The sequence below is a fragment of the Caulobacter sp. HJHS_5 genome, from assembly GCF_056683955.1.
Window position 1 is genome coordinate 103,353 of sequence record NZ_JBWZNC010000007.1, and the last position, 22,112, is coordinate 125,464.

At 68.1% G+C, this 22,112-nt stretch carries 19 protein-coding genes; 11 read left to right on the forward strand and 8 right to left on the reverse strand.

Features of this window, described 5'->3' with window-relative positions; translation table 11 throughout:
- Positions 1 to 8: 8 nt before the first annotated feature.
- Positions 9 to 1,586, forward strand: coding sequence for an alkaline phosphatase D family protein (locus ACFLIT_RS14605; protein WP_479911982.1), 1,578 nt, complete (start codon positions 9 to 11; stop codon positions 1,584 to 1,586).
- 93 nt (positions 1,587 to 1,679) lie between these two features.
- Complete coding sequence (locus ACFLIT_RS14610; protein ID WP_479911983.1) at positions 1,680 to 2,339, forward strand: peroxiredoxin; 660 nt, start codon at positions 1,680 to 1,682, stop codon at positions 2,337 to 2,339.
- A 134-nt stretch (positions 2,340 to 2,473) separates the two neighbouring features.
- On the opposite strand, the gene ACFLIT_RS14615 is transcribed toward ACFLIT_RS14610, so the two are convergent.
- Positions 2,474 to 2,881 carry a RidA family protein gene (locus ACFLIT_RS14615; protein WP_479911984.1) on the reverse strand — a complete coding sequence of 136 codons (408 nt, stop codon included), beginning with the start codon at positions 2,879 to 2,881 and terminating at the stop codon, positions 2,474 to 2,476.
- A 71-nt stretch (positions 2,882 to 2,952) separates the two neighbouring features.
- On the reverse strand, positions 2,953 to 5,154 hold the full coding sequence (katG, locus tag ACFLIT_RS14620) for a catalase/peroxidase HPI (protein WP_479911985.1): 2,202 nt from the start codon (positions 5,152 to 5,154) through the stop codon (positions 2,953 to 2,955).
- A 242-nt stretch (positions 5,155 to 5,396) separates the two neighbouring features.
- Between katG and ACFLIT_RS14625 the strand changes: the two genes are divergently transcribed.
- The 3 genes from ACFLIT_RS14625 (at position 5,397) to ACFLIT_RS14635 (ending at position 8,943) form a co-directional block, all read left to right on the forward strand.
- Positions 5,397 to 7,448 (forward strand): TonB-dependent receptor plug domain-containing protein, encoded by a 2,052-nt coding sequence (locus ACFLIT_RS14625; RefSeq protein ID WP_479911986.1) that lies wholly within the window; start codon positions 5,397 to 5,399, stop codon positions 7,446 to 7,448.
- Between the two features lie 71 nt (positions 7,449 to 7,519).
- Entirely contained in the window at positions 7,520 to 8,491 is a 972-nt protein-coding gene (locus ACFLIT_RS14630; RefSeq protein WP_479911987.1) for an SPFH domain-containing protein, read from the forward strand.
- Positions 8,488 to 8,943 (forward strand): NfeD family protein, encoded by a 456-nt coding sequence (locus ACFLIT_RS14635; RefSeq protein ID WP_479911988.1) that lies wholly within the window; start codon positions 8,488 to 8,490, stop codon positions 8,941 to 8,943. The genes ACFLIT_RS14630 and ACFLIT_RS14635 overlap by 4 nt, the downstream gene beginning before the upstream one ends.
- Positions 8,944 to 9,087: 144 nt before the next feature.
- Here ACFLIT_RS14635 and ACFLIT_RS14640 read toward each other — a convergent pair whose 3' ends face one another.
- Complete coding sequence (locus ACFLIT_RS14640; RefSeq protein WP_479911989.1) at positions 9,088 to 9,954, reverse strand: dienelactone hydrolase family protein; 867 nt, start codon at positions 9,952 to 9,954, stop codon at positions 9,088 to 9,090.
- Positions 9,955 to 10,124: 170 nt separating this feature from the next.
- Between ACFLIT_RS14640 and ACFLIT_RS14645 the strand changes: the two genes are divergently transcribed.
- The 3 genes from ACFLIT_RS14645 (at position 10,125) to dmeF (ending at position 13,305) form a co-directional block, all read left to right on the forward strand.
- Complete coding sequence (locus tag ACFLIT_RS14645; RefSeq protein WP_479911990.1) at positions 10,125 to 10,424, forward strand: FeoA family protein; 300 nt, start codon at positions 10,125 to 10,127, stop codon at positions 10,422 to 10,424.
- A complete protein-coding gene (feoB, locus tag ACFLIT_RS14650) occupies positions 10,421 to 12,289 on the forward strand; it encodes a ferrous iron transporter B (protein WP_479911991.1) in 1,869 nt (622 codons plus the stop codon). Before ACFLIT_RS14645 ends, feoB begins: the two co-directional genes overlap by 4 nt.
- Before the next feature lie 65 nt (positions 12,290 to 12,354).
- Complete coding sequence (gene dmeF, locus ACFLIT_RS14655) at positions 12,355 to 13,305, forward strand: CDF family Co(II)/Ni(II) efflux transporter DmeF (protein ID WP_479911992.1); 951 nt, start codon at positions 12,355 to 12,357, stop codon at positions 13,303 to 13,305.
- A gap of 4 nt (positions 13,306 to 13,309) precedes the next feature.
- Here the strand turns inward: dmeF and ACFLIT_RS14660 are convergent, their stop codons facing one another.
- The 5 genes from ACFLIT_RS14660 to ACFLIT_RS14680 form a co-directional block, all read right to left on the reverse strand.
- On the reverse strand, positions 13,310 to 13,576 hold the full coding sequence (locus ACFLIT_RS14660; protein WP_479911993.1) for a SemiSWEET family sugar transporter: 267 nt from the start codon (positions 13,574 to 13,576) through the stop codon (positions 13,310 to 13,312).
- Positions 13,577 to 14,053, reverse strand: a complete 477-nt coding sequence (locus tag ACFLIT_RS14665; protein WP_479911994.1) for a response regulator — start codon at positions 14,051 to 14,053, stop codon at positions 13,577 to 13,579.
- Positions 14,050 to 14,682 (reverse strand): sensor histidine kinase, encoded by a 633-nt coding sequence (locus ACFLIT_RS14670; RefSeq protein WP_479911995.1) that lies wholly within the window; start codon positions 14,680 to 14,682, stop codon positions 14,050 to 14,052. Before ACFLIT_RS14670 ends, ACFLIT_RS14665 begins: the two co-directional genes overlap by 4 nt.
- Positions 14,683 to 14,747: 65 nt before the next feature.
- Positions 14,748 to 15,779, reverse strand: coding sequence for a sulfate ABC transporter substrate-binding protein (locus ACFLIT_RS14675; protein ID WP_479911996.1), 1,032 nt, complete (start codon positions 15,777 to 15,779; stop codon positions 14,748 to 14,750).
- A gap of 121 nt (positions 15,780 to 15,900) precedes the next feature.
- Positions 15,901 to 19,176: an autotransporter family protein gene (locus tag ACFLIT_RS14680; protein WP_479911997.1), complete on the reverse strand. Its 3,276-nt coding sequence runs from the start codon at positions 19,174 to 19,176 to the stop codon at positions 15,901 to 15,903.
- Positions 19,177 to 19,359: 183 nt separating this feature from the next.
- Here ACFLIT_RS14680 and ACFLIT_RS14685 point away from each other — a divergent pair, with 183 nt between their 5' ends.
- The 3 genes from ACFLIT_RS14685 (at position 19,360) to phoB (ending at position 22,105) form a co-directional block, all read left to right on the forward strand.
- On the forward strand, positions 19,360 to 20,598 hold the full coding sequence (locus ACFLIT_RS14685) for a sensor histidine kinase (RefSeq protein ID WP_479911998.1): 1,239 nt from the start codon (positions 19,360 to 19,362) through the stop codon (positions 20,596 to 20,598).
- A 116-nt stretch (positions 20,599 to 20,714) separates the two neighbouring features.
- Complete coding sequence (gene phoU, locus ACFLIT_RS14690) at positions 20,715 to 21,407, forward strand: phosphate signaling complex protein PhoU (RefSeq protein WP_479911999.1); 693 nt, start codon at positions 20,715 to 20,717, stop codon at positions 21,405 to 21,407.
- A gap of 20 nt (positions 21,408 to 21,427) precedes the next feature.
- The gene (phoB, locus tag ACFLIT_RS14695; RefSeq protein WP_479912229.1) at positions 21,428 to 22,105 is read left to right on the forward strand and encodes a phosphate regulon transcriptional regulator PhoB; all 678 of its coding nucleotides are present in this window, start codon (positions 21,428 to 21,430) and stop codon (positions 22,103 to 22,105) included.
- Positions 22,106 to 22,112: the final 7 nt, after the last annotated feature.

Genomic DNA, 22,112 nt, shown 5'->3' on the forward strand with positions numbered 1-22,112 from the left:
GGGCGGACATGACTCGCATGCAAATCGATCGTCGGCGGCTGCTGTTGCAGGCGGCGGCCCTGGCGGGCGCGGCGCTGACGCCGGCCGCGCTGGCGCCCCGGGCCTTCGGTCAGACTCAAGCGGACGATCCCTTCACCCTCGGCGTCGCCTCGGGCGAGCCGGCGCCGGACGGCGTGGTGATCTGGACGCGTCTCGCGCCGCGCCCGTTCGAGCCCGACGGCGGCATGCGGCCGGAGGCGGTTCCGGTCCGCTGGGAAGTGGCCGAGGACGCCGGCTTCCAGCGCGTCGTGCGGCGCGGCCAGGCCCTGGCCGGACCGGCGGCGGGTCATTCGGTGCACGTCGAGGTCGATGGGCTGCGGCCGGCCCGCGAGTACTGGTATCGCTTCACGACGGCGGCGGGCGCGAGCCCGGTCGGCCGCACCCTGACCACGCCGCCGGCCGGCGCCGACGTCGAGCGCCTGAAGATCGCCTTCGGCTCCTGCCAGCACTTCGAAGCCGGCTACTACGGCGCCTACCAGCACATGGTCGAGGATCACCCCGACCTCGTGCTGTTCCTGGGCGACTACATCTACGAAAACGGGCCGAACCCGCAGCCCACGACCCGCAAGCACAAGAACGCCGAGATTTTCACCGTTCCGGACTATCGGATCCGCTACGGCACCTACAAATCGGATCCGCTGCTGCAGCGCGCCCACGCGGCCGCGCCGTGGATGATGATGTGGGACGACCACGAGGTCGACAACGACTACGCGGCCGATCAATCGGAGTCGTTCAACGCCGACTTTCCCGACGGCGCCGCAGGCTTCCTGCGCCGCCGCGCCGCCGCCTATCAGGCCTATTACGAGCACATGCCGCTGCGCCGCGCCGCCATGCCGGTCGGGCCGGACATGCTGCTCTATCGCACCCTCGATTGGGGGCGGCTGGCCCAGTTCCAGTTTGTCGACGACCGTCAGTATCGCAGCCCCAGGCCCTGCCCGCCGCTGAACGGCGGCAATGGCAAGACGGCGCCCGACTGCGACGCCCGTCATGACCCGAAGCGCTCCATGCTGGGCATGAAGCAGGAAGACTGGCTGCTGGGCGCCCTGTCCGCCTCGAAGGCGAAGTGGAACGTGCTGGCCCAGCAGACCCTGTTCGCGCCCATGGACATGCGCGCCGCCCCCGACGGCCCGTCGCTGTGGAACGCCGACAATTGGGACGACGCCCCGGCGACCCGCGAGCGCATCGCGGGCCGCTGGACGCAGGCCAAGGTCTCGAACCCGCTGGTGCTCGGCGGCGACATCCACTGCTTCGCGGCGGCTGAGGTGCCGGTGACGCCGGGCGGGGCTTCCGCGGCTCCGTCCTTCGTCGGCGGCTCGATCACCTCCTCCGGCGCGGCGGCGGCTGCGAGCCAGCGTCTGATGGCCGCCAATCCGCATATAAAGCTGCACAACGGCACGGTGCACGGCTACGGGCGGGTGGAGTTCGAACGCGGTGCGACCCGTGTCACCTTCCGCGCCCTCGACGACATTCAGCGCGAGGACAGCCCCGCCTCGACCCTGGCCGCCTTCGCCATCGAGGACGGGCGCCACGAGGTGGTGAAGGCCTGAGGCCGGAGAAATCTGGGAAAGCCCGTCAATTATCCTGAATTGGGCTTAGGCGGGCGGCGGGCGTAGCGTCCGCCTTTCATCGAGGAACAAGCCATGACGCTGAAGCTGAACGACGTCGCCCCGGATTTCACCGCCGAGACCACGGAAGGGCCGATCCACTTCCATGATTGGCTGGACGGCAAGTGGGCCGTGCTGTTCTCCCATCCGAAGGATTTCACGCCCGTGTGCACGACCGAGCTCGGCACGGTCGCCCGGCTGAAGCCGGAGTTCGACAAGCGCGGCGTCAAGGTGATCGGCCTGTCGGTCGACCCGGTCGACAACCACGCCAAGTGGGCGGACGACATCGCCGAGACGCAGGGGACGAAGGTCAACTTCCCGATGATCGGCGACACCGACCTGAACGTCGCCAAGCTCTACGGCATGCTGCCGGCCGACACCGAGGGCGGTTCGGACGGCCGCACGGCGGCGACCAACGCCACGGTCCGCACGGTGTTCATCATCGGGCCCGACAAGACCATCAGGCTGATCCTGATCTATCCGATGACCACCGGCCGCAACTTCGACGAGATCCTACGGGTGATCGACTCCATGCAACTGACCGCCGCCCACAAGGTGGCCACCCCCGCCGACTGGAAGCACGGCCAGGACGTGATCATCGTGCCGTCGGTCTCCGATGAGGCCGCCAAGGACCTGTTCCCGGCCGGCTGGACGACGCACAAGCCCTATCTGCGCACCACCAAGCAGCCGCAATAGTCAGAATCCCTCTCCCTTGATGGGAGAGGGGCAGGGGTGAGGGTGAACGCTGAGGTTCAACTTCGACGCCTGCGCAATCTGACACGCCGCACCACCCCCATCCCTGCCCTTCCCCCATCAAGGGGGAAGGGAATCTAAGGTTGGACCGCCATCGCCTCGACCTCCACCAGGAGGTCGGGGCGCGCGAGGCCCGCGACATAGACCAGCGTCGAAGGCGGAGCGGCCGCGCCGAACACCGCGCGGCGGATGGCGCCGGCGCGTTCCGGCGTCAGCGGCCGGGTCAGGTAGGTGTTCAGCTTGATCAGATGCTGCGGGCCCGCGCCGCCGGCCTGCAGGATCGCCGCGATATTGCGCAGCGCCTGCTCATATTGCGCCTCTACACCCTCTGCGACCGTGCCGTCCGGACGATTGCCGATCTGGCCGGCGATGACCATCACCTTGGCGCCCGGCGGGGTGACGGCGAGGTGGCTATAGGCGCCGATCGGAGCGGCCACCGCGGGCGGGTTGCTGAACGTCGGCAGGCCGTCGGCGGCGTCGATCATCGGGCGTCTCCACAACAGAAGCCCCTCTCCCTTGAGGGGAAGAGGGGCGGGGTTACTCTAGTCCGATCCGGTCAGCCGTGCAGGTCAAAGCGGTCGAGTTCCATGACCTTGGCCCAGGCGGCCACGAAGTCGGCGATGAACTTCTTCTCGGCGTCGGCGCTGGCGTAGACCTCGGCGAGGGCGCGCAGGATCGAGTTCGAGCCGAAGACGAGGTCGGCGCGCGAGGCGGTCCATTTCAACTCGCCCGTCGTGCGGTCACGGCCTTCGAAGGCGGTCTTGGCCTCGTCGGTCGCGGTCCACAGGGTGCGCATGCTCAGCAGATTGACGAAGATGTCGTTGCTGAGCACGCCCGGCCGGTCGGTGAACACCCCGCGGTCGGAACCGTCGGCGTTGATGTTGATCGCCTTCAGGCCGCCGAACAGGGCGGTCAGCTGCGGCGCCGTCAGGGTCAGCAACTGGGCCTTGTCGATCAGGGCCACCTCGGCCGGGGCGGTGAGGCCCGCCTTCTCGTAGTTGCGGAAACCGTCGGCGGCGGGCTCCAGCACCTTGAAGGCGGCGACCTCGGTCTGCTCCTGCGAGGCGTCGGCCCGGCCCGGGGTGAAGGGCACGGTCACTTCATGGCCCGCCGCCCTGGCCGCCTGTTCGACGCCGACGGCGCCGGCCAGCACGATCAGGTCGGCCAGCGACACCTGCTTGCCGTCCGAGCTGTCGCCGTTGAACCGGGCCCGCACCTCCTCGAGCACGCCGATCACCTTGGCCAGCTGCTCGGGGCGGTTGACCGCCCAGTCCTTCTGCGGCGCCAGGCGGACGCGGGCGCCGTTGGCGCCGCCGCGCTTGTCCCCGCCCCGGAAGGTCGAGGCCGAGGCCCAGGCCGTTCCGACCAGCTCCGACACGGTCAGGCCGCTGGCGGCGATGGTCGCCTTCAGGGCGCCGATGTCCGACTCGTTGATCACCGGCGCGGAGGCGGCCGGGATCACGTCCTGCCAGATCAACGCCTCCTTCGGGACTTCCGGGCCCAGGTAACGCGAACGCGGGCCCAGGTCGCGGTGGGTCAGCTTGAACCACGCGCGGGCGAAGGCCTCGGCGAAGGCTTGCGGATCGTCCAGGAATCGACGGGAGATCGCTTCATAGGCCGGGTCGACCCGCAACGACAGGTCGGTGGTGAGCATGGTCGGCTTGCGCTTCACCGAGGGATCGTGGGCGTCGGGGATGACGGCCTCGGCGTCCTTCGCCTCCCACTGGATCGCGCCGGCGGGGCTGCGGGTCTGCACCCACTCGTGCTCGAACAGCAGTTCGAAGAAGTCGTTGCTCCACTGGGCCGGCGTGCGAGTCCAGGTCACGTCCAGGCCGCTGCCAATGGCGTCGCCCGCGAAGCCGGTCTTGTAGCTGTTGGCCCAGCCCAGACCCTGCGCCTCAATGGAAGCCGCCTCGGGTTCGGGACCCTTGTGGGACTCGGGTCCGGCGCCGTGGGTCTTGCCGAAGGTATGGCCGCCGGCGATCAGGGCGACGGTCTCCTCGTCGTTCATCGCCATGCGCGCGAACGTCTCACGGATGAAGGCGGCGGCCGACAGCGGATCGCCGTTGGCGCCCGGGCCTTCCGGGTTGACGTAGATCAGGCCCATCTCGGTGGCGCCCAGGGAGGCGTCGAAGTCTTCCAGCGGGCGGTGCTTCAGCCACTCGGTCTCCAGGCCCCATTCCACGTCCTGATCCGGCTCCCAGGTGTCCTCGCGGCCGCCGGCGAACCCGAAGGTGCGGAAGCCCATGGTCTCCAGGGCGACGTTGCCGGTGAGGATCATCAGATCGGCCCAGGAAATGGCTTGGCCGTACTTCTGCTTGATCGGCCACAGGAGGCGGCGCGACTTGTCGATGTTGACGTTGTCCGGCCAGCTGTTCAGCGGGGCGAACCGCTGTTGGCCCCGACCGCCGCCGCCGCGACCGTCGGCCAGGCGGTAGGTGCCGGCGGCGTGCCAGGCCATGCGGACGAACTGCGGGCCATAGTGGCCGAAGTCGGCGGGCCACCAGTCCTGGCTGTCGGTCATCAGCTTGCGCAGGTCGCGCTTCAGGCCCTGGTAGTCCAGACCCTTGAAGGCCTCGCGGTAGTCGAAGGCCGGGTTCAGCGGGTTCGACCGCGCCGAGTGGTGATTGAGGAGATCGACCCGCAGCTTCTCGGGCCACCACTCGTGGCGCGCGCGCGGCGTCGGCTTATCGCCGTGGGGAAAGGGGCATTTGGCTTCGGTGCTCACAGCGTCGTCTCCTTGGCTGGCTGCGCCCATGGAGGATGCGGGCGTCTTGTGACGAAGCCTTGCCGTTCGACGGATCAAAGCGCCAATCGATAGTTCCTGAATCTTCGATAGGTCGCCTCTATGATGGGCGCCGGCATGAACGCTCGTCGTCGCGCCTTTGCTTGTCCAGGAAGACAAAGCCGCATGTGACCAAGAGTTAATCCACCTGTCCGGCTTGTAACTTGAGATGAATGGGGCCGGCGGTCAGACCTTTCTCACCAGGGGGAATGGTGATGACCAAGACGATGCTGCTGGCGGCCGCGGCCGCATTTGCGCTCTCCACGCAGGCCGCGGCTCAGACACCGCCGCCTGCAGCCGATGGGGCGGCCCAGAATACCGGGCAGCGCGCGCTTCTGGTCTTTCAACCCGAGTTCTTCGCCACGCTGCGCCCGAACACGGCGCTGGACATGGTCAACCGGTTGCCCGGCTTCGTGTTGGACAACGGATCGGGCGCGCGCGGTTTCGAGGGGGCGGTCGGCAACGTGCTGATCAACGGCAGCCGCCCGGCCTCCAAGAACGACACCAGCGAGAATGTTCTGGGCCGTATCCCGGCCAATCAGGTCGATCATTTCGAGCTGATCCGGGGCGGGGCGCCGGGCATCGACATGCAGGGCTACGCGGTGGTGGTGAACGTGATCCTGAAAAAAGGGGTCAGCCGCCAGCAGATTCTCAACTGGAACGCCACCTTGTTCGACGGCGGGCAGGATGTTTACGGCGGCAGCTACCAGTTTACCTCCAACAACGGCGACCGCAGCTGGAGCGTGACGCTGAACGACAGCGTCTCGACCAGCGACTCCAACGGGGCCGGGACCAATGTGCGTCACGACGGCGCCGGGGTCCTGATCCGCGACGACGCCTATCTCGACGACGGCTATGGCGGCGGGCGTTCGATCCGCGGCAACTATGTGGGTCCCGTGGCCGGCGGCAAGCTGGAGGCGACCGCCCGTTATGGAGTCAACGACTGGCATGATTGGCAGGAATTCACCTCCCGCCTGCCGGCGCAGCCCGCCTTTCGCCGCAGCGCCTATGACGAGGATACGACGTCGGGCGAGCTTGGCCTGACCTACACCCGGCCCCTGGCGCCGGGTTGGACCCTGGAGAGCCGGGCGATCCACTCCTTCGAGTCCTTCGAGCGGACGGCGACCGGCGACGAGACCCTGAGCGGGACGGTCTCGCCGCAGCAGCGATTCACGGCGGACGGCGATTCCTCGGAATCGATCGTGCGGGCGTTGCTGCGCCGCGACTCCACGGCCCTGACGCTCGAAGCGGGGGGCGAGGCCGCCTACAACATGCTGGACGTGACCCAGGCGTTCACGGTCGGCGGCGTCGACGTGCCCCTGCCGTCCGCCTCGGTGAAGGTCGAGGAACTGCGCGGCGAGGCGTTCGGCAAGGCGACCTGGCGGATCGATCCGAAGCTGACCCTGGAGGCGGGGCTGCGGCTGGAGACCTCGACGATCAAGCAGTCTGGCGACGCCTCGAACGAGAAGAGCTTCTTCTACGCCAAGCCCCGCGTGCAGGCGACCTGGACCCCCCGGGCCGGCAACCAGTTCCGCCTGCGCTTCGAGCGCGAGCTCGGCCAGCTGGACTTCGAGGATTTCGCGGCCTCGTCGGACCTCGACAACAGCACCGTCTACGGCGGCAACGTCGATCTCGTGCCCGAGCAGCGGTGGATCTCGGAACTGACCTACGAGCGTCGCTTCTGGGGCGAGGGCGTGGTCTCGGTGGGCTACCGCCACGACAAGATCGTCGGGGTGATCGACCGCCTGCCGCTGCCCGGCGGCATCTCGGCGACCGGCAACGTCGGCGACGGCACGCTGGACCAACTGGTGGTGAACATCATGGTCCCGACCACGCGGCTGGGCGTCAAGGGCGGGCGCTTCACCTTCAAGAACGAGTGGAACGACACCCACGTCACCGACCCGACCACGGGCCGCGAGCGACCGATCACCCGCGTACGCCCGACCCAGGCCAATTTCGGCTTCCAGCAGGACATCGACAGCTGGAAGACCCAGTGGGGCATAAACTGGCTGCCGCTGCTGGGGCAGGGCACCTACGACGTCGACCAGACCAACGTCTGGCGCGGCTCGAACTATTACGAGGCCTTCGTCGAATATAAGCCGACCCCGACCCTGGCGATCCGCGCCCAGTTGAACGTCTGGAACGACTTCACCATCCGCCGCACCGTATTCGCCGCCCGCACGCCCGAGCGGCCGGTGACCTATGTCGAGGATCGGGCCATCGACCCCAGGACTTTCGTCACCCTGCGGGTGCGCAAGACCTTCTGACCGAAGCTGAACCTTCGCTGGCGTCGCCTCGCGGCCCGCGCGATAGTCGTTCGCGACAAGGGAGGGTTGCGATGGAAATGCTGGTTCCCACGGTCCTGGTGATCTTTGCGTTGGTCGTGCTGTTCGGCGCGATCAAGATCGTGCCCCAGGGGCGGGAGTTCACCGTCGAGCGGTTCGGCCGCTACACGCGCACCCTGAAGCCCGGCATCTCGTTCCTGACCCCGTTCGTCGAAGGCGTCGGCCGGCGGATCAACATGATGGAACAGGTGCTCGACGTCCCGCAGCAGGAGGTCATCACCAAGGACAACGTGATGGTGAAGGTGGACGCCATCGTCTTCATCCAGGTGATGGACGCCGCGGCAGCCGCCTACCGCGTCACCAACCTGGAGATGGCCATCGCCCAGCTGGCCATGACCAACCTGCGCACCGTGGTCGGTTCGATGGAGCTGGACGAAGTGCTCAGCCAGCGCGACCAGATCAACTCGCGCCTGCTGGCGGTGATCGACGACGCTACCACGCCGTGGGGCGTGAAGGTGGCCCGCATCGAGATCAAGGACCTGCAGCCGCCGCCGGACATCACCAACGCCATGGCCCGCCAGATGAAGGCCGAGCGCGAGCGCCGCGCGGTGATCACCGAGGCGGATGGCGAGCGGCAGGCGGCGATCACCCGCGCCGAGGGCGCCAAGCAGTCGGCCATCCTTGAGGCCGAGGGGCGCAGGGAAGCGGCCTTCCGCGACGCCGAGGCGCGCGAGCGGGAAGCCGAGGCCGAGGCCAAGGCCACCGCCTTCGTCTCCGAGGCCATCGCCCGCGGCGACGTCAACGCCATCAACTACTTCGTCGCCCAGAAGTACGTCGAAGCTTTCGGCGAACTGGCCCGCTCGCCCCAGCAGAAGACGGTGATCGTGCCGGCCGACTTCGCGGGCTTGACGGGGACCGTGGCCGGCATAGGCGAGCTGATCAAATCCCTGTCGTCGGACGCGCCGCGCACGGTCTCGCCGCCGGCGCGCCCGCGCGGCTCGGCCGTGCCGCCAACTCAGTCATGAACGCCGTGATCGAGTTCGCGGCCACTCATCCGGCCCTGGCATGGCTGGCGATCGCCGCCATTCTGCTGGCCATAGAGGTGGCGACGGGAACCGGCTGGCTGCTGTGGGCGGCCGGATCGGCCGGCGTGGTCAGCGCCGCGAGCCTGGTCGCGCCGCTCGGCCTGCCCTGGCAGTTCGTGATCTTCGCCGTGCTGACGACGGTGAGCAGCCTGCTCGGCCGCCGCCTGCTACCGCGCCGGGGTCAGGTCGGCGGCGACATCAACGACAACGCGGGCCGCGTGATCGGCCGCCAGGCCCGCGTCGTCGCCGCCTTCGAACGTGGGCGCGGTCGCGTGGCGATCGACGGCAAGGAGTGGGCGGCCAGCCTGGTCTCCGGCGAGGCTCCTTCCGTCGGCGACCTGGTGGAAGTGACCGGCGCGGCCGGCGCCGAACTCAGCGTGCGCGGCGCTTAGAACCCTTTCCCCCTCGAAGGGGGAAAGGGCAGGGATTGGGGGTGATGCGGCGGTTCGGTCGCTTGCGACCCTTCTGGCAAGTCTGCACCCCCATCCCCGACCCTTCCCCCTTCAACAGGGGGAAGGGAGCCATAAAGTTTCTAGCTAGGCCAGGGCCTTGCCGTAGAGCTTGCCGAGTTCAGTCCAGGCCTTCTCGGCCGAGACCGCGTTGTAGGCCCCGCCGCCGGGCACGCACCAGCCGTGGTTGGCCGGATAGACCTCGACCGTGCCGGTCTTCCTGGCGTCTTCGAGGGTCTTCTTGAGGACGTTCTTGGCTTCAGGATCGGTCTTATCGTCGTTCTCGGCGACGCAGATCAGGTAGGCGGCGTTGGTCTTGGCGATCAACAGGTGCGGGCTCGAGGCCTCCTTGGTGACCAGGCCGCCGCCGTGGAAACTGCCCACCGCGCCGATGCGGTTGGGCACGGCCGCCGCGGTGCGGAAGCTCAGTGGGCCGCCCATGCAATAGCCCTGAACGCCGGCCTTCTTGGTCTTGTCGACCTGCGGCTGGGCGTCGAGGAAGGCGAGGAAGGCCCTGGCGTCGTTGTCGACGCCCGCGTCATTGATCGCCGAGCGGAAGCCGAACAGCTTGGCGCGGCCTTCCGGGTTCGAGAAATCGTAGTTGGCGGCCACGATGTCGGCGGCCTTGGCCGAGCGATAGAAGGGGTTGGGCACGAGCACCACGTAGCCCTGGCTGGCGAGGCGACGGCCCATTTCGCGGAACACCGGGCGCAGGCCCATGATGTCGGCCCAGACCAACACGGCGGCGTGCTTGGCGTTTCCTTCCGGGTAGAAGAGGGCGGCGTCGGCCATGCCGTCCGGGGTTTTGATCGTGACGTCCTTCTCGACCACCTTGGCCTGGCCGTAGGCGACGGTTCCGGCCATGGCCGCGGCGGTGGCGGTGATGGCGGCGAAGCTGCGACGCGTGATCTTTGGCGTCGTCTTCATTCGCTCAAGCGTGTCGTGGTCGCACATGGGGGGGCTCCCGGCTCGTGTTCGTTGTGGCGCGGAGCATGCGTTGCATGGCCAAGGATGAAAAGCCCACGAAGGCCAGGATTTCGGGGCGACAGTCCGCGCCATCGACAGCCGCCCGCGCGGGTGATAACCGCTCGCAACAGGGCGTCGCGGAAGCGTAGCGGAGACGCATGTCGATCATCGAAGACGAAGCGGGCGCCGTGCGTCTCAGCGGCCTGCGCATCGGCGACCGGGGCGTGATTGTCGGCGTGCGCGCCGAGCCGTCGTCGACCGTGGGGGCTATCGACTGCGCCGAGCTGGAGCGCCGCCTGCTCGAGTTCGGTTTTGTGGAGGGCGCGCGCATCGAGGTGCTGCACGAGGGCGCCTTCGGCCGGGACCCCGTGGCCGTGAAGCTGGACGAGATGCGCGTCGGCCTGCGTCGCCGCGAGGCGCACGGCGTGCTGATCCGGCTCGAAGGAAACGTCGGTTGAGCGCCGCCCCGGCCCGGGTGGCCCTCGTCGGCAACCCCAACTGCGGCAAGACCGCCCTGTTCAACGCCCTGACCGGCGCGCGCCAGAAGGTCGCCAACTACGCCGGCGTCACCGTCGAGCGGAAGGAGGGGCGGCTGATCACGCCCGGCGGCCAAGAGGTGACGGTCGTCGACCTACCCGGCACCTATTCCCTGCGCGCCCGCAGCCCCGACGAGGTGGTGACCCGCGACGTGGTGCTCGGCCGTCAGGTCGGCGAGCAGGCGCCGGACGTTCTGGTGTGCGTCGCTGACGCCACCAACCTGCGGCTGGTGCTGCGCCTGGCGCTCGAACTGAAGCTGACCGGCACGCCGATGGTGCTGGCCCTGAACATGTTCGACATCGCTACCCGCCAGGGCCTACGCATCGACATCGACCGGCTGTCGGCCGAACTCGGCGTGCCGGTGGTCACCACCGTCGCCACTCGCAAGCGCGGGCTCGACGCCCTGCTTGGCCAGGTCGACGGCGTGGCTCTACAGGCCCGCGCTCAGGACGTCTGGCATGAACCGACGGCGATCGAACTGCGCGCCGCGCATCGGGAGGCCGAGCGCATCCTCAAGGCCACCGTTCGCCCGCCCGAGCGGCCCGACACCTTCACCGGCAGGATGGACGGGGTGCTGCTGCACCCGGCGGCCGGCCTGGTCATCCTGCTGTTGATCCTGTTCCTGATGTTCCAGGCGGTGTTTTCCTGGGCGACGCCGTTGATGGACGGCATCGAGGCGGCCTTCGGCGCCATCGGCGCCTGGGTCGGTCAGGTGCTGCCCGACGGCGGGGCCGGCGGCATGCTGCGCAGCTTCATCGTCGACGCCCTGATCGGCGGCGTCGGCGGGGTGATCGTCTTCCTGCCGCAGATCGTCATCCTGTTCTTCTTCATCATCCTGCTCGAGGACCTGGGCTACATGGCCCGCGCGGCCTTCCTGATGGACAAGATCATGGGCGGGGCGGGGCTGCATGGTCGCGCCTTCATCCCGCTGCTCTCCAGCTTCGCCTGCGCCATCCCCGGGATCATGGCGACGCGCGTGATCGACGCCAAACGCGATCGGCTGGCGACCATCCTGGTCGCGCCGTTGATGACCTGCTCGGCGCGCATCCCGGTCTACACCCTGATCATCGCCGCCTTCATCCCGCAGCGGCAGGTGTGGGGCTGGGTTAACCTGCAGGGCCTGGTGATGTTCGGCCTCTACGCCGCCGGCATCTTCAGCGCCCTGGTCGTGTCGTTCGTGATCCGCAAGGTGTTCTGGCGCGGGGCGGTCGAGCCCTTCATCATGGAACTGCCCACCTTCAAGGTTCCCGACGCCAGGAATGTGGCGCTGAACGTCTACCAGCGCGGCGAAATCTTCATGAAGCGCGCCGGCGGCATCATCCTGACGCTGAGCGTGGTGGTCTGGCTGCTGTCGACCTTCCCCGGCAAGCCCGCGGGCGCGGGCGGCCCGGCCATCGACTATTCCTTCGCCGGCATCATCGGGCACGCCCTGGCGCCGGTGTTCGCCCCGATCGGTTTCAACTGGCAGATGGTGGTGGCGCTGATCCCCGGCATGGCCGCCCGCGAAGTCGCCGTCGCCGCCCTGGGCACCGTCTATTCGGTGTCGGCCGAGGGCGAGGCCGTGCAACTGGGCCAGGCGCTGGCCCAGCAGTGGTCGCTGGCCACGGCCCTGGCTTTCCTCGCCTGGTACATCTTCGCGCCGCAGTGCACCGCCACCCTGGGCGTCGTGAAACGAGAGACCAACAGCTGGAAATGGCCGACGATCATGTTCGCCTATATGATCACCCTGGCCTACCTCGCCGCCTTCGCCACGTATCATGTAACAGTCGCCTTGGGCGGCGGCTGATCCTGCGCCTATAAGGACGAACGTCCGCGCCGACCTTGGCCCGGCCGCCGCATGCATCGGGTTTCATGGACGTCGACGCCTTCCGCCACGACCACGCTTTTCTGGGCGCGCGTCACGACCGCAACGAGCGCCGCACCTGGGCGGTGATCGCCCTGTGTGTCGTCACCATGGTCGTCGAGATCGGCGGCGGCGTGGCCTTCAAGTCCATGGCCCTGCTCGCCGACGGGCTTCACATGGCGACCCACGCCGGGGCCATGGTCATCGCCGCCCTGGCCTATGCCTACGCCCGCCGGCGCATGGCCGATCCTCGATTCTCATTCGGCACCGGCAAGGTGGGCGACCTTTCCGCCTTCGCCAGCGCCATCATCCTGCTGTTCAGTTCGCTGCTGATCGGCTGGGAGAGCGTCGAGCGCCTGCTGGCGCCGCAGCCGATCCGCTACAACGACGCCATCGTCATCGCCTGCCTCGGCCTGGCGGTGAACCTCGCCAGCGCCTGGCTGCTGCATGACGCGCACGACCATGGCGCGCACGATCACGCGCCCGGCGGCGACGATCATGACGACCACTATCATCACCACCACGACCTGAACCTGCGGGCCGCCTACGTCCACGTCGCCTCGGACGCCGCGGTTTCGCTGCTGGCCATCGTCGGCCTTCTGGCCGGCCGGCACCTGGGCTGGAGTTGGATGGATCCGGTGATGGGCATCATCGGCGCCCTGGTCATCGCGCGCTGGTCGGTGGGACTGGTGGGCAGGGCGGGGGCGGTGCTGCTCGACATGCGGCCGGGCGAGGCCCTGCCCAAGGCGATCCGCGCGCGCCTGGAAGCCGAGGGCGAGCAGGTCTGCGATCTGCACGTCTGGCGCATCGGTCCGGGCCACAACGCCTGTATCGCCACCCTGTTGACCCGCGATCCGCGGCCGCCGGGCGTCTACAAGGCGCGCCTGAAGGGGCTGACGACGCTGAGTCACGTGACCATCGAGATCGAGCCGTGGGCGGGCGATCAGCCTCAAGCCTGAGCTATCATGGGCGCCCATAGCGCCACTTGAGGATCAGCACCGCCGCCGACATCCCCAGGCAGACGGTGTTGGACGCCACGACCGGCCACGAGCCCAACAGCACGCCGTACACCACCCACAGACAGAATCCGGTGACCGTGACCGCATAGGTGCGCAGGGAAACGCCGGAAGCGTCACGGGTCTTCACCAGCTTGACGATCTGGGGCGCGAAGCTAGTCATCGAGCAGAGGGCGGCGGCGACGCCGACCGCATCGACGACGGGCGACGCCATTCAGCCGGCCAGGCGCGTGTCTTCGAGGCCCCAACGCTCGGCGAAGGCCGGGGATAGCTGCAGTCCCACCGGCGGCAGGCCCGAAGCCCGGCCGGTGCGCAGGCAGCCGGTAAGATAGACCAGGGCGGCCCGCACCGCCTTGTCCGAGTAGGGCTTGCCGATCACGCCACAGGCGCCGGCGTAGTCTTCCGGCAGGCGTTTGACGTTGGCGGTCATGAACAGGGCGACGGCCTTGCATTCCTCGACGATGGCGCGCGCCACCTCGACGCCGGTTGGCCCGTCGGAAAGGTGCACGTCGACCAGGGCGAGGTCCGGGTGAAGGGCGGTGGCGAGGCTGAGAGCCTCCTGCGAGTCCATGGCGTGGCCCACATCGTGGCAACCGGCCTCGCGGACGATGAACGACAGTTCGAGGGCGAGAAGGGCCTCGTCCTCGACGATCAGAACATCGAGACCCCCATCGGGGTCGGGGGCGCTCATGACGCCGACTCGGGGAGGGTGAGAACGGCGCTAACGCCGGGATTCGCAGGCGACATCTCGAACTCGGCTTTCAACTGACGGCACAGCAGGCGCACGATGCCGAGGCCGAAGCCCTCGATACAGTTCGCCGGGAGGCCAACGCCCTCGTCGGCGATTTCGATCCGCAGCCGAGCGTTTTCTCTTTCAAGTGTGACCTGAATGCTTCCCGCGCCGCCGTCGGCGAAGGCGTGCTTTTCGGCGTTGGTCAGGAGCTCGTTGACCACAAGGGCCAGCGGCGCGGCCGAGGCGGTGGGCACCGCGGCATCTTCGGCTTCGATGCGCAGAACGATCTGACCGCCGCCGCGATCCTCGACGAGGTCCCGCAGGAAGGCGGCGACGTCGAAGCTCAAAGGGTCATCCTGGAAGAGGCGGCGATGAACCACGGCCACGGCGTTCACCCGACCGAGCATGGTGTTCAGGGCCTCGCGCACCGCCGGGTCGTTCTCGCGCCGGCTCTGCAGGATCAGAAGCGAGGCAATGAGCTGCAGATTGTTTTTGACGCGGTGATCCACCTCGTGGAGGAGGGCCACGTTGCGAGCGTTGGCCTCGCTCAGCAGATGTTCGGACAACTCACCGACCGCGTCTTGCATGGGCTCACCGCGCCGTACAGGGCGCATCAAGCCGAAAACATCCGCCGAAGGACGGAGGTTCCAGCCTACCGCGGCTTATAGATGCGATCGAACACGCCGCCGTCGGCGAAATGCTTGGCGTGAGCCGCCTTCCAGCCGCCGAAGTCCGCGATGTTGGCCATCTCGATCTGGGGGAATTGTCCGGCGTGCTTTTGCGCCACGGCGGGATCGCGCGGTCGGTAGAACTTGCTGGCGATCACCGCCTGCGCTTCGGGCGTGTAGAGGTACTTCAGATAGGCCTCGGCCACGGCGCGCGTGCCGTGACGGTCGACGTTCTTGTCGACCACCGCCACCGGCGGCTCGGCCAGGATCGAATAGCTGGGCGCGACGATTTCGAACTTGTCGGCGCCGTACTCGGCCAGGGCGAGGTGCGCCTCGTTCTCCCAGGTCAGCAGCACGTCGCCGAGCTCGCGCTGCACGAAGTTGACCGTCGAGCCGCGCGCGCCGGTGTCGAGCACCGGAACGCGCTGGAACAGCTGCTTCAGATAGGCCTCGGCCGCCGCGTCTCCGCCGTTGCGTCGCGCCCAGGCCCAGGCGGCCAGGTAGTTCCAGCGCGCGCCGCCCCCGGTCTTCGGATTGGGGGTCATCACCTGCACGTCCGCCTTCACCAGGTCCGGCCAATCCTTCACGCCCTTCGGATTGCCCTTGCGGACCAGGAACACGATCGTCGAGGTGTAGGGGGTCGAGTTGTCCGGCAGGCGCGACTGCCAGTCGGTCGGAAGTAGGTGGGCGCGCTCCGCCAGGGCGTCGATGTCATAGGCCAGGGCCAGGGTGACGACGTCGGCCTGCAGGCCGTCGATCACCGCCCGCGACTGGGCGCCCGAGCCGCTGTGGCTCTGCTGGATGTCGATGGTCTGCTGGTGTTCGGCCTGCCAAACCTTGGCGAAGTTGGCGTTGATCGCCTTGTAGAGTTCGCGGGTCGGGTCGTAGCTGACATTGAGCAGTCGAACGGTGCTCCCGCCGCCCTTCGGGCCGCAGGCGGCCAGCAGGTTGGGCGCAGCGAGCGCGGCGCCGGCGGCCAACAGGCCTCGCCGCGAAAGGTCGAAATTCGACGTCATCTTCGTCCTCCCGGACCCCTGCGGGTCTCCGTCCGCCGAGATACACGAAAAGCCGACCCGTTCAGTCGAGTTTAGGTGGCGGCCGGCCCAGAAAACCTGAACCCGCCGCCGGACGTCAGGTTCAGAACATCACCCGTCCGTTGAGACGGAGGTTGTAGCGCTTCTGCTTCTTACGGGCCTCGGCCCCGGCCTCGACGGCGAGGTAGGACATCGCCGTGCCGCTGCGCAGGGCGATGTTCAGCGTCATGGCGCCGTCGTCCTGGTTCTGCGGATCGATGACGAAAGGCGTGCCGCCGCTGAACTGAGCAATGGTGCTGTCGAGCTGACCCGACAGCGTCTGGCGGTAACCGACGCGGATTTCCGGGCGGATCCAAACGTCGCGACCGAAGTTGGCGCCGAAGGTGAGGGCTGCTTCGCCGGAGAGGTTGGAGGCGCTGCGCGACTTGATCAGCAGATCCATCGCCGTGCCGCCGCCGCTTTCCCGGCGATCGCCTTCCTTCAGATAAAGGTAGTCCATCCGCATTTCCGGGCGCGCGTAGAAGCGGCCCAGCATCGCCTGATAGGACACGCCCGCGAAGGCGTTGCCGGTCGTTCCGGTCCAGTCAGCGTTGTTCGTGCGGATAAGGTCGGCTTCGCCGTTTCTGTCGGCGTCGCCCGCGATGATCCGACGCGTGCCGTCGAACCAGGCGTAGCCGCCGCCCGCGCCCGCGTTCAGCGACAGACCGCCGATCGCCCGGCGCCAATAGACGCCGCCCTGCACCACGGAGGCTGTGGTGCGCTCGCCGACCACGGCCGCGCTGTCGTGCTCCTCGACGTTGACATAGGCGAGGGTCAGGCCGAGGGCGCCCCCGTTGGTGCTCATGCTCTCGTAGCCGCCCATGAAGCCGAACACCTGGCTGTCCGAGCCGAGCGTTTCGCCGTCGTCGCGGCGGATCAGGGTGTTGATCTCCTGGACCCAGAAGCTGTCGGGGCCGTAGCGCTCGTGCGGATCCGGGCGATTGGAGGTCGCCTGCGCCATCAGTTGGTTGGCGGTCTCGATCGCAGAGAACATGCCTTCGCCGGTGTCGGGCAACATCTGATTGTAGATGCCGACCAGACCGGCGCGCGTGGTCTGGCCGAGAATGGCGGCCTCGATCCCGTCATCGCCGCCCACGGCCTTCAGCACGGCGCCATAGGCGCTGGCCTGCGAGGCGTTGAAGCCGAGTTCCGCGGCGGTGCGGGCGCGAACGTCGAGATAGACCTTGCCCGCCCCCTGATCCGCCGTGGCCTGGGCGATATAGAGGTAGGGCGTCAGACCCACGAGATCCGGATTGATGGATCCGGCGGTCAGGGAACCGGCCTCGATCACCGTGAACCGGGTCGGGCTGTCCATCACGCTCTTCAGCGTCAGGCCGATCTTGGCGCCCGAATCGATGTTGGCGGCGCCGGAGACGATCAGCTTGGTGTTGGTCCCGGCCGCCGGGTCGGCGCTGATCAGAAGCGTACCGCCGTTGGCGATATTGAGGCTGCTCAGCTGCAGGGGGTCCGGGTTGGTGACCGAAAGCGTGCCCTGGCCGAGGTTCACGGCCAGGCTGCCGCCGGGATCGCTGATCTGACCGCTGACGATCGCCCCGCCGCTGATCGACAGCGTGTCCTGGCCCCCGCCGAAGTTGATGGCGCCGATGACCGTGCCGTTCTGCACGTCCAGCACATCGTTGTGGGCGCTCAGCAGGATATCGCCGCTGATCGACGGCTCGTCCGAGTCATCGACGCCGTCGCCATCGACGTCGCCGTCGGAAACGCCGTCGGCGCCGTCATCACCGTCGGTCACGCCGGTCTGGCGGATGGTGACTCCGCCCGTCGCGGCGCGCAGGTCCAAGGCGATGGCCTTGCCGGTGACCACCTCGTTGGAGGGATCGGTGTCGGCGTCGTCCTTATCGTCGAGGTCGTCGGTCTGGCTGATGAAGGCGCCGATCCGGCCGCTGTTTTCGATGCTGCGCAGCGTCCCCGAACGATCCTCGATGGCGATGGCGGTGCTCTTCTCGCCGGAAACCCCGCCGCTGACCTGGGCGCCCTTCCCCAGCACCAGGCTGTTGAGCGTCGCGCCCTGCTCCACCAGGATGCCGCGGCCGTTGAACGTGCCTTCCGAAATGGTGGCGCCGGAGATCGAGCCTTCGTTGACCAGCTTGTCGACCTGGGCGCCCGCCATCAGGTGCAGGCCGACGGCGTCGGCCTCATAGCTCGTCGCGCCCATGCTGCCGGCGTTGCGGATGCCGTTGGCGATGACGACCGATTGGCCGGTGGAGCCGCCGATCAGGACGCCCGTCGCGGCGACGCCGTCATAGACGCCGTTGGCCGAGATGCCGCCGAGGTTGACGATGCCGTAGTTCAGCGCGCCCGAACCCACCGCGCCCAGGGTCACGGACTGCGTGTCCGATCCGATGGCCAGGGCCGGGGCGCCGCCGTACATCACCAGACCGCCGGTGCTTTCGAGAATGTCCGCCGTGCCGTCGCCATCCTCGTCGGAATCGGTGGTGGTGTCGGACTTGCCGTCGTCGGGGATCAGGTCTGGCGGCGGGGCGTCGAAGAACAGACCCTTGCCGATATTGCTGGTGATGCGCACGGCGGGGCCGCTTTGCAGCAGGTCGTCGGCGTCCAGCTTGGCGCGATCTTCGGCGAAGAACGGGCGGTCGATGTAGCGATAGCCGTAGGTGGTGATCGTGCTCTGAATGCGCAGCTGACCGCCGATGTCGGCGCCGACATCGATGCCGATGGCGCCGTCGCCGGTGACGCTGACCGTGCGCGTGGAGGTCACGTCGCCGCTGACCGCGGCCTTGATGTCGATCCCGCGCGCCCGATCGCCGACGATGGTCATCACGCCTTGGTTGAGGATGCTGCCGACGACGCTCGTCTCGACGCTGATCCCCTTGGAGTCGGCGCCGCGGACGCCGATGTTGCCGGTGAAGGAGTTGATGATATCGCCGGTGAAGGCGCCCGGTCCGACGATCCGAATCCCATAACGGCCCGAGCCGACGGCGAGCGGACTGTCGAGATCGCCGTCGTTGTCCTTGTCCTCGGCCGTGACCGTGTCGAAGCCGAAGAGGGCGGCGTCGTTCGTCACCTTGCCGGTGTATCCGCCCAGCACCAGGATCCCGATCGTATCGTTGATGTCGGTGGTGAGGACGTTGCCGTTATTGGTGACGTTGTTGTTGCTGTTCAGTGTGATGGCGGCGCCGGCGGAGGTCAGGCGAATCGCGCCGGTATCGGTGACGCGGATGTCGTCGGCGCCGGTCGCGGTCGCCGTGGCGGTCGTCACGCCGGTGGTCCGGACGTCGGTGATCGTGACTTCGGCCAGACTCGCCGAGCCCCAAAGCAAAAGCGGGGTGGCGGCGACGGTGGCCAGTAGCTTGCGCTGCATGTTTACCCAGACACCCCGAATAACTCGACGCCGACTACGTCGAGCGCCCTTGCGGCGAAATTGCGTCGCTTAGGCCTGCGCGTCGAAAAAGGCGCGCGCCTCCACGTGTATCGTCGTCTATCCCAAGCGCGTCGCGGGCGCCATATCTGCGTCGCCCGAGACGAGGGGGCTTTCCGCCGAGCGATGTCGCAGTCCAGCTTTCTGTCCCGGCTGACCGCCGTCTTCTCGGCGCCGTCGAGCGCGTCGTCGCCCCAGCCCGCCGCCGCGCCGTCGTCGGCCGCGCCCGATCCCCTGCATGAGGCCGCGCTAGAACGCCTGCCCGACCCGGTGGCGGTGATCGCCGCCGCTCGCGCCGGCGGACCGGAGGTGCTGTTCGCCAACGCCGCCGCCCGCGCCCTGTTCGGCGCGCCGAACCGGCGCATCGGCCTGATCAACCTGGTGCGCGACCCAGGGGTGCTGGAAGCGGTGGACGAGGCCCTGTTCGGCCGCATCGAGGCGCGGTCGGTCTATGAAGCCGGGGGTTCCCAGGACCGGGTCTGGCGCGCCCTGGCCCGCCCGCTGGGCGACCCGGCGACCGGTCCGCGTCTGGCCCTGCTGACGTTTTCGGATGAGACCGACGCCGTGCGTGGAGAGCGCCGCCGCGCCGATTTCCTGGCCAACGCCAGCCACGAGCTGCGCACCCCGCTGGCCTCGCTGATCGGCTTCATCGAAACCCTGCGCGGCCACGCCAAAGACGACCCAAAGGCCCGTGATCGCTTCCTCGGCGTGATGCAGGCCGAGGCGGGCCGCATGTCGCGGCTGATCGACGATCTGATGAGCCTGTCGCGGATCGAACTCAATGAGCACATCACCCCGCTCGGCCAGGTGGACCTTACCCTGGCGGTCACCGACGTGGTCGACGCCCTGACCCCCCTGGTCCGCCAGGCGGGCGTCGTCCTCGCGCCCTCGCTGCCGGCCGTGGGCGCGGCGTTGATCGTCGGTGATCGCGACCAGATCGTGCAGGTGATCCGCAATCTGGTGGACAACGCGATCAAATATTCCCCGCGGGACACGGCGGTGCGGATTGTCGTCTCCGCCGACATCTCGGCCGCGGACGCGATGACCGTGCGCGATCCGGCGGCGTCGCGGTTCTCCTTGCTGGATCCCGACCACGTGGAAGGCCGCCGCTACGTCCTGCTGCAGGTCTCCGATTCGGGGCCAGGCCTGGCGCGCGAGCATCTCCCGCGCCTAAGCGAGCGCTTCTACCGTGTCGAAGGTCAGAAAAGCGGCGAGAAGCTGGGCACAGGGCTGGGTCTCGCGATCGTCAAACATATCGTCAATCGTCACCGTGGCGGGCTGGGTGTGGAGAGCGTTCCGGGGGCAGGCGCCACGTTCAGCGTCTGGCTTCCCCGCGCGGATGGCGGCCAAGGCGGGGCGCTGTAGAAAAAACGTCGCGAAACTGTCTCGAAACTGCAGCGGTGCTCGCGCAGAAGGCTCGCACGCCGGTATGGTCGGGGTCGATCGCTCCACGTTGGAGCGATGGGTCCGGAGAGCCTGTCATGAATGAGCATATCGTCCGATCCTACGGCGACGAGCTGAAGCAGCTGACGTCCGACGTCGCGCGCCTCGGCGGTCTGGCCGAAGCTCAGGTTTCCGATTCGCTGGACGCCCTGTCCCGTCGCGACGTCGCCCTGGCCAAGACCGTGGTCGCCCGCGACCAGAAGCTCGACGACCTCCAGAAGGAAATCGAGCGCGCAACCTTCCGCCTGATCGCCCTGCGCCAGCCGATGGCCGTGGACCTGCGCCACGCCGTGGCCGCCCTGAAGCTGTCGATGACGCTCGAGCGCTGCGGCGACCTGGCCAAGAACATCGCCAAGCGCAGCCTGGTGCTGGCCGACGCCGAGCCCCTGACCCCCTTTTCGCGCTCCATGGACCGCATGGGCCGCTTGGTCGCCGCCCGCCTGAAGGACGTGCTGGACGCCTATTCCGCCTCCGACCTCGACCGCGCCATCGCCGTGTGGAGCCGCGATGAGGAGGTCGACGAACACTACAACAGCCTGTTCCGCGAACTGCTCACCTACATGATGGGCGACCCGCGCACGATCACGGCCAGCGCCCACCTGCTGTTCATCGCCAAGAACCTCGAACGGATCGGCGACTACGCCACCAACATCGCCGAGGTCATTCACTTCGAACTGACCGGCGAAGAAATCGCCAGCAAGCGACCCAAACTGGAGACCCTCCCGACGTGATCGCATCGGCCCAGGCCAGCGTGCTGGTGGTGGAAGACGAGGACGCTCTCGCCACCCTGCTGCAGTACAACCTCGACAAGGAGGGCTACAGCGTCCGCGTCGCCATGGATGGCGAGGAGGCGCTCATGCTCGCCGACGAAGCGGCGCCGGACCTCGTCCTGCTCGATTGGATGCTGCCCAAGGTTTCGGGGGTGGAGGTCTGCCGACGGCTGCGGGCGCGGCCCGCCACCCGCAACACCCCTATCATCATGCTGACCGCCCGCGGCGAAGAGGGCGACCGCATCCGCGGCCTCGACACCGGGGCCGACGACTATGTGGTCAAGCCGTTCTCGATGGTGGAGCTGACCGCTCGGGTCCGCGCCGTGCTGCGCCGCATCCGCCCGGGCCTGGCCGACGATCAGCTGAACCACGGCGACATCGTGGTCGATCGCGTGGCCCACCGCGTGAAGCGCCTGGGCAAGGACATCCACCTCGGCCCCACCGAATTCAAGCTGCTCGACCACCTGATGCAGCATCCGGGCCGGGTGTTCAGCCGCGAGCAACTGCTCAACGCCGTCTGGGGCTCGGATGTCTACGTCGAGGCCCGCACGGTCGACGCCCACATCGGTCGCCTGCGCAAGGCGCTGATGAGCCACGGCGGTGAGGATCCGATCCGCACCGTGCGTTCGGCCGGCTATTCGCTGGACATGGAAGGCTAGAAGCGCT

Excerpts from the sequence above, each read along its gene's own strand:
- ACFLIT_RS14625 (WP_479911986.1), top strand. The coding sequence starts at position 5,397 with ATGACCAAGACGATGCTGCTGGCGGCCGCGGCCGCATTTGCGCTCTCC.
- ACFLIT_RS14660 (WP_479911993.1), bottom strand. The coding sequence starts at position 13,576 with ATGGCGTCGCCCGTCGTCGATGCGGTCGGCGTCGCCGCCGCCCTCTGC.
- ACFLIT_RS14685 (WP_479911998.1), top strand. The coding sequence starts at position 19,360 with ATGTCGCAGTCCAGCTTTCTGTCCCGGCTGACCGCCGTCTTCTCGGCG.
- ACFLIT_RS14635 (WP_479911988.1), top strand. The coding sequence starts at position 8,488 with ATGAACGCCGTGATCGAGTTCGCGGCCACTCATCCGGCCCTGGCATGG.
- ACFLIT_RS14675 (WP_479911996.1), bottom strand. The coding sequence starts at position 15,779 with ATGACGTCGAATTTCGACCTTTCGCGGCGAGGCCTGTTGGCCGCCGGC.
- ACFLIT_RS14670 (WP_479911995.1), bottom strand. The coding sequence starts at position 14,682 with ATGCAAGACGCGGTCGGTGAGTTGTCCGAACATCTGCTGAGCGAGGCC.
- ACFLIT_RS14605 (WP_479911982.1), top strand. The coding sequence starts at position 9 with ATGACTCGCATGCAAATCGATCGTCGGCGGCTGCTGTTGCAGGCGGCG.
- ACFLIT_RS14645 (WP_479911990.1), top strand. The coding sequence starts at position 10,125 with ATGTCGATCATCGAAGACGAAGCGGGCGCCGTGCGTCTCAGCGGCCTG.
- ACFLIT_RS14665 (WP_479911994.1), bottom strand. The coding sequence starts at position 14,053 with ATGAGCGCCCCCGACCCCGATGGGGGTCTCGATGTTCTGATCGTCGAG.
- dmeF (WP_479911992.1), top strand. The coding sequence starts at position 12,355 with ATGGACGTCGACGCCTTCCGCCACGACCACGCTTTTCTGGGCGCGCGT.
- ACFLIT_RS14680 (WP_479911997.1), bottom strand. The coding sequence starts at position 19,176 with ATGCAGCGCAAGCTACTGGCCACCGTCGCCGCCACCCCGCTTTTGCTT.
- phoU (WP_479911999.1), top strand. The coding sequence starts at position 20,715 with ATGAATGAGCATATCGTCCGATCCTACGGCGACGAGCTGAAGCAGCTG.
- ACFLIT_RS14615 (WP_479911984.1), bottom strand. The coding sequence starts at position 2,881 with ATGATCGACGCCGCCGACGGCCTGCCGACGTTCAGCAACCCGCCCGCG.
- ACFLIT_RS14610 (WP_479911983.1), top strand. The coding sequence starts at position 1,680 with ATGACGCTGAAGCTGAACGACGTCGCCCCGGATTTCACCGCCGAGACC.
- ACFLIT_RS14630 (WP_479911987.1), top strand. The coding sequence starts at position 7,520 with ATGGAAATGCTGGTTCCCACGGTCCTGGTGATCTTTGCGTTGGTCGTG.
- katG (WP_479911985.1), bottom strand. The coding sequence starts at position 5,154 with ATGGGCGCAGCCAGCCAAGGAGACGACGCTGTGAGCACCGAAGCCAAA.
- ACFLIT_RS14640 (WP_479911989.1), bottom strand. The coding sequence starts at position 9,954 with ATGTGCGACCACGACACGCTTGAGCGAATGAAGACGACGCCAAAGATC.